Annotated in this window: 11 protein-coding genes; all 11 read right to left on the reverse strand. The window is 64.7% G+C overall.

The window, feature by feature from the left end:
- Positions 1-40: 40 nt before the first annotated feature.
- Complete coding sequence (gene neuC / locus GKO32_RS34200) at positions 41-1,243, reverse strand: UDP-N-acetylglucosamine 2-epimerase (protein WP_154761068.1); 1,203 nt, start codon at positions 1,241-1,243, stop codon at positions 41-43.
- Positions 1,240-2,031 carry an SDR family NAD(P)-dependent oxidoreductase gene (locus tag GKO32_RS34205; RefSeq protein WP_154761069.1) on the reverse strand — a complete coding sequence of 264 codons (792 nt, stop codon included), beginning with the start codon at positions 2,029-2,031 and terminating at the stop codon, positions 1,240-1,242. The genes neuC and GKO32_RS34205 overlap by 4 nt, the downstream gene beginning before the upstream one ends.
- A gap of 26 nt (positions 2,032-2,057) precedes the next feature.
- On the reverse strand, positions 2,058-2,939 hold the full coding sequence (locus tag GKO32_RS34210) for an SDR family NAD(P)-dependent oxidoreductase (protein ID WP_154761070.1): 882 nt from the start codon (positions 2,937-2,939) through the stop codon (positions 2,058-2,060).
- On the reverse strand, positions 2,932-3,975 hold the full coding sequence (locus GKO32_RS34215; protein ID WP_154761071.1) for a Gfo/Idh/MocA family protein: 1,044 nt from the start codon (positions 3,973-3,975) through the stop codon (positions 2,932-2,934). The genes GKO32_RS34210 and GKO32_RS34215 overlap by 8 nt, the downstream gene beginning before the upstream one ends.
- Before the next feature lie 323 nt (positions 3,976-4,298).
- Complete coding sequence (locus GKO32_RS34220) at positions 4,299-5,543, reverse strand: phthiocerol/phthiodiolone dimycocerosyl transferase family protein (RefSeq protein WP_154761072.1); 1,245 nt, start codon at positions 5,541-5,543, stop codon at positions 4,299-4,301.
- 150 nt (positions 5,544-5,693) lie between these two features.
- Positions 5,694-6,572, reverse strand: coding sequence for a succinylglutamate desuccinylase/aspartoacylase family protein (locus tag GKO32_RS34225; RefSeq protein ID WP_154761073.1), 879 nt, complete (start codon positions 6,570-6,572; stop codon positions 5,694-5,696).
- A 155-nt stretch (positions 6,573-6,727) separates the two neighbouring features.
- Positions 6,728-7,354 (reverse strand): NeuD/PglB/VioB family sugar acetyltransferase, encoded by a 627-nt coding sequence (locus GKO32_RS34230; RefSeq protein WP_154761074.1) that lies wholly within the window; start codon positions 7,352-7,354, stop codon positions 6,728-6,730.
- Positions 7,355-7,363: 9 nt separating this feature from the next.
- Entirely contained in the window at positions 7,364-8,413 is a 1,050-nt protein-coding gene (locus GKO32_RS34235) for an NAD-dependent epimerase/dehydratase family protein (protein ID WP_154761075.1), read from the reverse strand.
- Positions 8,414-8,425: 12 nt separating this feature from the next.
- Positions 8,426-9,163 (reverse strand): DegT/DnrJ/EryC1/StrS family aminotransferase, encoded by a 738-nt coding sequence (locus tag GKO32_RS34240; RefSeq protein WP_154761076.1) that lies wholly within the window; start codon positions 9,161-9,163, stop codon positions 8,426-8,428.
- Complete coding sequence (locus GKO32_RS40715) at positions 9,078-9,353, reverse strand: DegT/DnrJ/EryC1/StrS family aminotransferase (RefSeq protein WP_154761077.1); 276 nt, start codon at positions 9,351-9,353, stop codon at positions 9,078-9,080. The genes GKO32_RS34240 and GKO32_RS40715 overlap by 86 nt, the downstream gene beginning before the upstream one ends.
- Entirely contained in the window at positions 9,316-10,311 is a 996-nt protein-coding gene (locus GKO32_RS34250; RefSeq protein ID WP_312869037.1) for an SDR family NAD(P)-dependent oxidoreductase, read from the reverse strand. The genes GKO32_RS40715 and GKO32_RS34250 overlap by 38 nt, the downstream gene beginning before the upstream one ends.
- Positions 10,312-11,157 lie beyond the last annotated feature (846 nt).

Below are 11,157 nucleotides of genomic sequence, written 5' to 3' on the forward strand. Positions count from 1 at the left end.
ACGCGCGGCCCGCGAATTCTGAGCCGCGCGGTTGTGACCGCTATTCCGCCAAGTCCGGCCTCGGAGTCGGCAAATCGAAGAAGGACTTCGCGACATTGTCAATGCGGACCCTCTTGAGGATCGTAATGATACGTTCGGCCGCATGCCCGTCCCCGTAGGGCGAGGTGACGGATCGCGTCAGCCCACGATGTTCGGCGGCAAGCGCTGTGCACATGGCTTTCTCGATCTCATCGGCGGTTACGCCGCAATCGATCACGGACGCGGCCCTGGGCCTGCCTTCCTGTCGGGAACCGATGTTGACTGTCGGGGTGCGCACCGCAGGAGCTTCGATCAGCGCACTCGACGAGTTTCCCACCGCCAGATCCGCCAGCTTGAGAAGACTCAGATATCGCTGTTGCCCGAGAGAATCACAGAGCACAGCCCGGCCGCGGTTTCGCTGAACGTGCTCGACGAGCGGTGCGACAACACTCGTCGACCCGAGGTCCACGTTGGTACCCGTGATGACGACCGTCGCTTCCGGGAAACGCTCCAAAGCAGCCGCCAGTCCCGCCGCCCCCGCGGCACTACCGGCGAGATCCGCGGTCGCCGGGTGATACGTCACCAGGATCAGTGGCGTCCGCAGTTCCAAGCCGAGGTCCGCAGCGAGATCGGCCCGGGTCATCCAGTTCATCGTCCGGATCGTGTCCAGCCCCGGAGAGCCGACGTTGAACACCCGATCGGGCCGTTCACCGAGTTGCACCACACGACGACGGAACTCGTCCGTCGCCACGAAATGCAGCTGCGCGATCTTCGAGATGGCGTGTCTCGCCCACTCGTCCGTTGAACCAGCCGTGACCTCACCCCCGCAGATGTGGGCGATCGGCACGTGGTGAAGGGCAGCCGCGACTGCACCCGCAAGCGCTTCATAACGATCCCCCAGCACGATGAAGCGATCAGGACGTATGCGTGCGAGCGCCTGCGAATACCCGACGACGCCAAGCCCGAAGGAACTCGCAACCCCGGACGGCGAATCGCTGGCAAGCACGTTGTCCACCCGCTCGTCCACCCGGAAACCGTCGGCGAGGATGTCATCGACGGTCATGCCCTTCTCCTTCAGGAGGTGGCTCCCCGTCGCCAGAACTCGCAGATCGATTTCCGAATCTTCTTCCAGTTTCCGGATGACCGCGACAAGGGGACCGTAGTCGGCACGTGACCCCGTGAACACGCAGACGCGGAGCATCCGGCCCGCCCGCTGCTCGTTCACCAGATCGACCACCCGCCGTCGACGACCCAATCCGCCCCCGTGACGAAGGACGCCCGGTCGGAAGTGAGGAACTCCACCACGCCCGCCACCTCCTCCGGTGTTCCCATCCGCCCCAGTGGTGTGCCGTCGGCGAACCTTTCGTATCGTTCGCCGTCGAAACGGCGCTCCGGTGTGTTGATCATTCCCGGCGAGACACTGTTGACGCGCACGTTCCAACGTGCACCCGCTGCCGCCAGGTCACGCGTAAGCGCGAGGAGGGCACCCTTCGACGCGTGGTAGGCCAACGCGCGCACCGGCCCCTTGCTCGTCTCCTGCGGGTAGACACCCTCGTAGTACCTCGGATCGAGAGCAAGCCGGCCGTAGATGGAGCCGATGTTGACCACGCTTCCGCCCCCCACCCGCCGCATCCGGTCGATGGCCCATCCGGACAGCAGCGAGACCGCGAGGACGTTGACGTCCAGCTGGCTCCGCCAGTCGTCCGACGATTGGTCGAACAGCGACAGCCCCGAGCTTTGGGCCGCACAGTTGACCACCACCTTGAGGTCGAACCCGGTGACGTCAGCCGCACGCATGAGCGCCCGTCGACCCGACTCCTCGCCGAGGTCGCACTCGATCGTCTGCACCGACGCACCGCGCGCCGCGGCGAGATCAGCGGTTCCCTGGAGTTCGTCATCGGCAAGTCCGGCGATCAGGCACTGGTAGCCCGCCCGAACGAGCTCCAGCGTTATCGCCCGGCCGATTCCCGCTCCGCCGCCGGTCACCACTGCCAGTCGCCGCTCGGCGAACATGTCTGTGTCCCTTCGCGCCACTGTTGTCACCAGATGGTCCAACCACCGTCGACGACCAGATTCAGACCGGTCACGTACGACGCGTCCGCCGACATCAGGAAGCTGACGGGTCCCGCCACCTCGGCCGGTCTGCCGACCCGGCGAAGGGGAACCTGGGCAGCGAGGTCGGCGAGCACCTGCGGGTCGATCGGGTCACCGAGTTTCGGGCGTTGCGCCGATTCAACCCGCTGCGTCCGCGGGTCCAACTCTTCCGAAAGACCTGACTCGACCGTCGGGATCGTTCCCGGGCTGATCGCATTCACGGTGATCCCCCAACGGCCGACGCCGGCAGCGAGGTCGCGTGTCAATTGCAGCAAGCCACCTTTGCTCGCGGCGTACGCCGACTGCCGATATGGGCCCCGGTCTCCCTTTGACACCTCAGGCGCGCGCGCCCCATAGCCTCGATTATCGAAGCCCACGAAGGCGTAAACGGAAGCGATGTTGACCACGCGTCCGGTCTGCTGCCGGCGCATGTGCTCAACGACCGCTTGCGTCAGGAAGAAGGCGGCGTCGAGGTTGACGCCGACAATTTCACGCCACGATTCGACGTCCTCGTCGAAGAACGGCATCGCCTCAGCCAGGCCGGCGTTGTTGACCAAGCCGTATAGCGGGCCGGGCTGCTCCAGCGCGCACTGTACGAGATGGGCACGGTCGACGGGACTGCGCACGTCGGTCGGAACGACCACGGCGGCATCCCGCCCGGTCGGCGCCGAATCCATCGTCTCCTTGAGAGCCGCCTCGCGCCTACCCGCGAGCAGGCAACGGTAACCATCGGCGAGCAGTCGATGAGCGATGGCCCGGCCGAGCCCGCTGCCGGCGCCAGTGACGATCACCGACTGCCTGTCGCCGTTCGTTATCCGATCAGTCATGCGAATTCACGGTCCCACCTGTGGTCGGTTCGAGCCCGGCGTCACTTTCCAGCGGCTGCACGAGAACGCGTCGCCCGGTTCGGTGGGAAGCCATCATCGCCTCGACGATCTGGATGAGGCGCAGTGACTCCTCCCCGGCGACGGGCGGTATCCGGTCATGGGCGAATTCGACGAAGCGTCGGACGAACTCCAGACTCGTCCGCGACGGGTCGTGGAACGTCGTGCTGTGGTGCCATGTCTCCCCATTGGCCACGAGACCGTAGGTCGGCCAAGGCAGGAACTCGAGGTTTTCGATCAGCGCTGATGTCCCGCCGGCGTATTCCAGGAGCGTGATCTGACGGCCGGGAGCGGACAGCGACTGAACCGCCTCCACCGCGCTGCCGAGGAAGAGATTCGCCATCTCGACGCCGTGGATGCCATAGAGGCCGATGGAGAGCGGGCAGTGGATCGACACCGTCCGGATCGGACCGGGCTCTCTTCGCACCGCGTCGCGGGCGGCGAGCAACTCGGGTGACCACCGGAGCGAGGATCCCGTGTAGCACGGCGCGCCATGTTTCGCGGCCAGATCGAAGATCAGACGCCCTGCGCGGAGCGATTCCGCGAGCGGTTTGTCGATGTACGTAGGCAGACCGCGCTCCAGCGCGGCACGCGCATGGTCGAGGTGCGTGCCCGGGTCCTTGGACAAAACCATGACTGCGTCCACGTCCTCACAAACCTCGTGGGGTGATGCGCACACCTCGTCAATGCCACAGGCACGAGCGACTCGCTCCGCGTCGTCCCGATCCGCGCTCCAGATCGCCGTGACCCGCGCCGAGCCGGCGGGGATCGGAGGGTCGACCGCGTTGCGCAGGCGCCCGTGCAGTGCGGCCCACAGGTACATGTCCGGTACTGCGGCGCCGTCGGGCAGACGCGTGGGTACCGGTTCGGCTTCGGCCCAGCCATTGAGGTACGCCGCGTAAACGTAGGCGTGGGAATTGTCAGTCCCGACAATGCCGATACGCGCTATGTCAGGCTTTCCGCCCCGCACGTCCGTCATGCCGCAAAACCCACTGTGTGCGCGACACCGATCGCCGTTTCACCAGCCTCCGATGGCAGCTCGACTCGGATCACCAATGCACGCATTCCGGTCAATGAGGTCACGAAATCCCAATCCTCGTCACGCGGTCAGCGGGCGGCTCTGTAGGACGCCTGCCCGAATCGTTCCCCCAGAGTCTCCAACCGTTCGCGCGACAGCCACAGGAGTTGAGTTCAGCCCTTCCGCGCCGCTTCCCGCGCGCGCAACCTGCGACCAGGATCAAATCGTGGAGATCGGACCGATGTACACACCTCCGTCAAAATCGATCACCTCGGCACCGAACTTCACCCCACGTCGCCGACCAGCTGCTGCTCGGTGCGTGGAACCGTCTCATCCCCTTCGTCGTCGAGAAGGCGAGCGATTTCTCGGCTGATGTCCTCGACCAGGCTGTCCGCCTGCGAATGCGGATAAAGGTCCGACCGGTAGAACGCTTCAATGCTTAGGCAGCCCTGGTAGGTGTAAACCCCATAGGACGGGGTCGCGCCCTTGATGGATTGGGTGAAAATCTGAAAGTCGGTGATGCGGACGTTCGGAACTACAGGGAAATCAGACACCACGCCCAGATTGCTGATCGCAGCTGTGCCAAGATCTTGCCCGACGGGGGGGCTCTGGCTTCCGGTGGTGCGCGCCAGGATCTCCTGCTCAGGCCGGCGTTGCGCGATCGCGTTCTCCAGGAACTCCCTGACCTCACGTCCCAATGCGATGGGATCGGTGTCGGCCTCGACCTTCACCTCGGCGGGACTCACCCCGATGAAGTTCGTCGTGTCCAGTGCTCCGACTCGCGGGGTCACCCGTTCTCGGAGATTGACCATTGCCAGGCAGATCATCGTCGCCGGTGGCTCCTTCTGCCAGTAACGTCGCTGTGCCAGGAGGATCACTCCGCACAGAACGGCATACACGGTGGTCTTGTTCTGCCGCGCGACAGCCACGAGCCGCTTGGTCTGATTCGGGCTCAGCCTGATGTACCGGCGGAGCGCTTCGGCTCCCAGGAAGTCACGCGGATCGGACTCATTCACGACGGGTGGCATGGCCTCGCTTCCGACACGGGCGCGCAGGGTTTGACTCGGGGTGTCGGGAAGGCTTCGTCCCGGCTCGGCAATCGGCCGTGTACCGGCCACGATTTCCCCGTACAGCCGCAACAACTCGTGCAAGTACGCGAGTTTGGCCTTGCCATCGGCAATCGCGTGGTCGGTGAACATCGCGACCAGACCGCGCGTTTCGCCTTTCACCAGCGTGAGCTGGGCGACTGCATCGTCCGGACGCCAACGGCGACCGACTTCTCGCAGGTGGTTCTCTCCACCGCTGCGGTGGACGGCAACCCGGGGAGATCCACTCTCAGGCACGCGGAACCGATATCGCGTTCCGACCCGCTCGACCCGCGCCCGTAGTACGGGATGGCGAACGCACAACAATCGGTATGCCTCGTGCATGCTGGTCAGATCGACTTCACCCTCGTACACCACGACATAAGCACTCACGTGGTGCATGGCTTGCAACTCGATGTTGTCCAGATTCCGTTCCAGAGGCATCAGGATGGCGCCCTTTCAGCTCGTGCCGGCCACCCGTGGACGATCGTCGTCGACCACGGCGGGTCCGGTCATCTTGACCAAGTGCTGTTGTTTCAGCCGGCGACTAGTCGGCTTGCCTGCGTGCAGGAGTGGACGTCCGGCCGATCGCGTTCACCGCGGAGTCTCCGTCTGTTCGGCCAACGCGAACAGGACATCGCCCACGCGTGTCCTCGCCCGGCGACGTAAGAACATGACAACGCCCCGTCGTGGTGCACGCACGACCTCGAGCAGTCCCCCTTCGTAGCCGTACATCCGTCCGATCTCGTCGCCCTCGGCGACGTCCTGACCCACCGCCGCGACGGTCGCGAAAAGCCCGTTTCGCTCCGCCTGACCACCACAGTCGAGATCGCCTCCACCGTGGACCCAGCGCATCCGAGGGGCCGAGCGGCGATGCTGGGCGGGCAGAGCCCCGAATTCCGCGAGAACAGACAGAACACCCGTCACGTACGTGTCGAGCTCGTCCGAACGGATACCGCCTCCACCAGAGCATTCCGCGTACAGCGCGGGGATTCCACGTTTCGCCGCGACGGTTAAACTGCGGCCGGGCGGAACGTCCGGATGAGCCCAAACAAGCGGGGCACCGAACGCCTCCGCGGCTCGACGAGAACCCTCGGCTCCTGGCGCGTTACCGACAAGCCCACAGAACAGCGGCATGTGATAGGCCGCTCCGGCCGAGTGGAGGTCGATCAGGAGATCCGCGCCGTCGATCAATGCGCTCGTCAGAGCCCCCGCGAGTACTCCGGTCGGACTGCCGTGATCCCCTGGAAAGCATCTGGCGAGATTCCCCTCGTCGGACGGACTGGTGCGGGTTCCGGCAGCCCAAGCGGCCGGGTTCGCCGGAGCCACGGCCCGGACGCGCCCGGCAAGGTCTTCGTGGACCAGCAGGGTGAGCAGCCGCCGCACCGCGAGGACACCTTCGTCCTCGTCACCGTGTACCCCGCCGAGCAGCGCGACCGTAGGGCCTGGCTTGTCCCCGTGCACCGTCGTCATGATCGCATCGCCGGGCAGAGCCGTTCGAGTGATTCGCCGATCCACCACGCCGCCACGACCTCCCGCCAAATGAAACCGCTCAGTGAAACTGAGATTTCATCTTAGAGAAGAGACGGCGTTGAGGGAAGTGGGCGGGAGAGCCGAACGCGGACACGTCACTTGACCAACTGCCTGGCGGGCACACCGACGACGGAGGTCCCGGCTGGAACATCCGTGGTCACCACAGCACCAGCCCCAACCACGGCGCTCCGCCCGATGCAGCGCCCCGGGAGCACCACCGCGCCCGCTCCGATCATCGCGTCGGACTCAACGTGCACACCGCCGGCGAGCATCGCCAGCGGGCTCACCGACGTGTAGTCACCGATGACCACGTCATGCCCTACAACGGCGTTCGCGTTCACGAAGACGTGGTTCCCCAGCGTCGCCGAATCCTGGATCCGCACTCCGGCCATGACAATGGAGCCGTCGCTGATCGACACGTGCTGCTCGACGGTGCTCGCCGGATGCACCAGCGTTACCGCGCGCTTGCCATACCCGGACACTGCTTCGCCGATCCTGCGCCGTGCCGACGGAGCGGCAACACCGATCACATAACTGGCTTCGAGGTCGGCGAGGACGTGATCCTCTCCGAGTACCGGCACCGAAGCCGTCGTCGCTGTCGGATACCGATCAGTGTGGCCCAGTATCCGATAATCGCATCCTGTTTCGTGAAGAGCGGCGACAACCGAGTGGATTTGGCGCGCGAGAGCACCCGCACCGAGGATCAGCAGGGAGTTCCGCATGACCTGGTCTCAATCCTCCTCCGCATCGCGTGTGGAGATCCAGCCTTGATCGGCAGGATCGAGCGCGGTGGTAATAGTGGAGTCGAAGTCGTGACGGGGGTGGTAGCCGAGAAGCCGGGCAGCTTTGCCGGTGGCGAGTTCGAAAGCGAGCGTGGCGGGCATGCGGGCGGTGATCAGGTCGAGGTTGTAGTGCTTGGCGATGACGGTGGCACCTTCGGTGAAGGTCGTGGTGTGGGGGCCGACGATGTTGAACGCCTGATTGAGCGCGTTGGGGTGGTCGATCGCTGCCACGGTGCCGGCGACGGCGTCGCGGACGTCGGTGGTGTGGAGAGCCCAGGGTCGGCCGTCTGCGCCGATCAGGGCGAGCGCGGGGTTGTCGTCGCGGTCGCCGACCTGCTCCTCGAGTGCGGCTGGGAAGTCGTGCCCGCCGGCGAGGAGTTGCCAGAGGTTGCTACGCCGTCCGGCGGCGGCGTGGGTGGTCAAGAATCCGCGTACCCAGTCGAGGCGGAACAGGGCGGCGGCTTCCTGGGGCGCCAACACTGATCCGTAACGGAGAATAGTGTAGTCGAGCCCGTGCAGTTTGTGGTAATTGCGCACCAGTTGCTCGCACAGCACCTTGGAGGTGCCGTAGTAGTCACCAGGGTACTGGGGGTGGTCTTCGGTGATCGGTTCCGACGGCGCATTCGCCGGGTCATAGGTGTTGTCAGTGCTGGCGTAGACGAACTGTCGCACCGACTGCGCCGCAACAGCCTCCAGTAACCGCAAGGTGCCCATCACATTGATGTCGTAATAGCGCTCCACCGGCGTCTGGTCCAGAACCATCTGCGCCGCCAGGTGCACCACCACATCCGCACCTGACACGGCCCGGGCCAACGCCGCGCCATCGGTCAGCGGCGCCTCCACCACGTCCACACCGCCCAAGGACAACCGATCACGCGTGCGGACGACGCACCGTACGTCATGCCCGGCGCGCTTGAGGTGCGAAACGAGCTTCGAACCAATCCGTCCGGACGCTCCTGTGACACAGATCAACGCCATCAGATGCTTCTCCTTCTTCATCGACTCGGGCTGTCACTGAAGCGTCGGTTGCGCTGCGCCAACAGGTTGCAGAGTCCGGTCGCCACCAGGCCTTGTTCCTCGGCGGTGACGCCCACCGAGCTGGGCAAGGGAGAGCACCCTCTGATAAATGTCGTCGGCGACAGCACCACCCAGCCGCTCGCACGACACGTAGGTGCGCCGGCGGAGCAGAGGCGACCACAACCGGCGGCCCTGGATCCCTCGCGCGTTCAGACCTCGGACGAGGTCGACGACGCTCGCGGCTTCGTCACCAGGCATCACCGAGTAGAGCCAGCGCGAAGGTGCTGCGCGAGCCAGGAACGAATCGAGCTGCTCGACCTGGGCGACGCCGACAGCCGCCGCCAGGTGGCTCATCCGGTAGTTGTAGCGGATCTCGTCGCGCATGTAGCCGTCGTCGGCCGACTTCGCCTGGTTGACAAGGTGCCTGGCGCGAGGCGCGGACGCGGCATCGTTGCTCACGAGCATTCCACCACTGCCTGATGTGATGAGCTTGTTTCCGTTGAAGGAGAAACAGACGAAGCCTCTGATATTGCTCACTTGGCGACCTTTGACTGCCCCGGACCTCCATCGGGCTGTATGAGCCCCCGTGGCGTCCTCGACGACTCGGATGCCGAACCGGTGTCGCAACTCCAGAACCGGCTCGATCTCAGCACCCAGCTTTCCCCTTTCCGCACCTGTGAGACGTCCTCGCCACATGCAGCGCGGCGGTACCGCTCGAGCACGCCACCGCATGCCTGCTGCCGGCTTGCTTCGCGAACTGTTTTCGAAATGGTCCACAAACGGTCCGGCGGACGAGACGAAATTGCTCTCGATGCACTCCTGCAGATAGCCCAGTTCGTTTCCACCGAGCAGCGGTTCCGACAACACAATTCGTCCGGCCGCCGTCATCGGTGATACCTCGCAGGCCGGAGGTGGTCCACACGCGGCTTCAGCCACTCGGCGGTCATCGCCAGTCCTTCGGCCAAGTCTGTCGTCGGTTTCCACCCGATCACGTCCCAGGCACACGTCGGGTCCGACAGCAGGATCTCGACCTCACCCGCGTCGGGCCGGACCCGTAGGGATTCGGACTCGATCTTCGCCGACGCGCCGGTCACTTCGCAGCAGAGCTCGAAGAGTTCGCCGATCGAGACACAGGAACCGGTACCGAGCTGCACCAGTGACCCCGGGGGCGTGTCCGATGTAGCCATCCGCAGGAACCCGTCGACCGTGTCCGCAACGTAAGTGAAGTCCCGTTTGGGCCACACGCTGCCCAGCCTCACGACATCTCGCCCGGCCAGCAGCTGACCAAGGATGGTCGGGATCACCGCCCGGAGCGACTGTCTGGGCCCGAACGTGTTGAAGGGCCGCAGAGTGACGGCGTCGACGCCGAAGGATCGGGCATAGGATTCGCACAGCTGATCCGCTCCGATCTTGGTCGCTGCATACGGCGAGAAAGCCCTGAGTTGGTGGCTTTCCCGGATCGGAACGTTCTCCGGCGTGCCATAGACCTCGCTCGTCGACGTGTTCACCACACGCGTCCCGGTCGATTCCCGAGCGGCTTCGAGCACGTTGAGCGTGCCGACGACGTTCGTACTCACGAACGAGGCCGGAGCCTGGTAGCTGTATGGGATGGCGATCAGGGCCGCGAGGTGGAGAACGATGTCGGCGCGTTCGACCAGCTCTCGGACGCACCGACCGTCGCGGACGTCACCCAGTCGAAGATCGAGATTACGCGGACGACGAGCATCCAATTCGTCGAGCCACCCGTACGATCCGTTCGAGTTGTACAGGCAGAGCGCGCAGACGTCGGCTCCCTCGTCGACGAGTCTCTCGACGAGATGACTCCCGATGAAGCCGTCCGCACCTGTTACGAGCACGCGGGCACCGGTCAATCCGATCACCGGCGACACCTGCCATGACCATTCTCGGTTCGGAGAGTTTCCACGTCACCTGTCTATGGCTCACCGCGGGGCCTGCCACAGACGGCGACTTCAGGCTGAGCACAGGTTTACCGTGCCCCATACATTGACGGCCGGGCAGGCGCAGGGAAATAACAAACTTATTGTTTCATTGGCCGAAACCGGCCTCGAGCTCGGCCGGCCGGTGTAAGTCAGACGCCTTGGCCCGTCCACCCACCACGAAAGACAGTTTCGGGAGTCCGAGCCTGCCGAAGGGAATCCCCTTCCCCGACGAACGACGAGCCCGACAACGAGCGGCCGCTGACGCATCCGCGCTACATCGATCGCCGGGCCATGCAACTGCCCTCGACGAAACTTCGAGGGGCTCGGTGCCGACTCGCGCCTGTCACGATTCGACGTGCTCGACGTCCACCCCGTCCAGCTGGCCAGTTCTGCGGGACATCCACACCGGGTGTTTCCCGGTAGACGTCGCCTTCGTGCAACTGGCGGAACCGGACCAGGAGGGGAACTACAGCGGGGGTTTCGGCCACACCTACACGAGCGACCTCGTCTCGCGAGCACGAGCACTCGGCGCTTGTTCTGCAGTCCGTCGCGCGGCCCGACGTCACACACCGACACTCTTCCGAGCACGTGCACACTCCTCACCAGTTCTGACGCACTGGATGAAATACCCGGTTCACTGAACGATACCCAAGCACCATTCATTGGAGTATTGATGTTTCGCAGCGCGACCGGAGTCGTCGAGGCCTGTAGTGTGCTGTTCGTGCCGGCGTATCGCCCGGAATTGTTCGAGAAAGCTTACCGCAGTGGCGTCGATGCGATAGTCAT

The organism is Amycolatopsis pithecellobii (assembly GCF_009707865.1).
Taxonomy (GTDB): Bacteria; Actinomycetota; Actinomycetes; order Mycobacteriales; family Pseudonocardiaceae; genus Amycolatopsis_E; species Amycolatopsis_E pithecellobii.